The sequence below is a fragment of the Lederbergia ruris genome (assembly GCF_018332955.1).
GTDB lineage: Bacteria > Bacillota > Bacilli > Bacillales > Bacillaceae_C > Lederbergia > Lederbergia ruris.
Genome location: NZ_BORB01000186.1, coordinates 1 through 225, shown reverse-complemented (window position 1 = coordinate 225; position 225 = coordinate 1). Strand labels below are relative to the sequence as shown.

Below are 225 nucleotides of genomic sequence, written 5' to 3'. Positions count from 1 at the left end.
ACACTTTTCTTCGCTTTATCTACCAGTTTGGTTGCACGCTTGATGCCAACACCACGCTTTACAACGGGTTTCCATTCCGCCAGTACATCTTCAGGGGGTTTATCACGAATGTCAGATGGAAATGGGAATGCACGCAACGTATATAATGCGGCCTTTCCATCCCATTGTTTAAATACATCCTGAAACTCTGGGAAATAACGCTGCAAGTTATTTTGAATGCGGCCT

At 44.4% G+C, this 225-nt stretch carries 1 pseudogene; it reads right to left on the bottom strand.

Features of this window, described 5'->3' with window-relative positions:
• Positions 1–225, bottom strand: a pseudogene (locus KI363_RS21895) (IS110 family transposase); the annotation flags it as partial.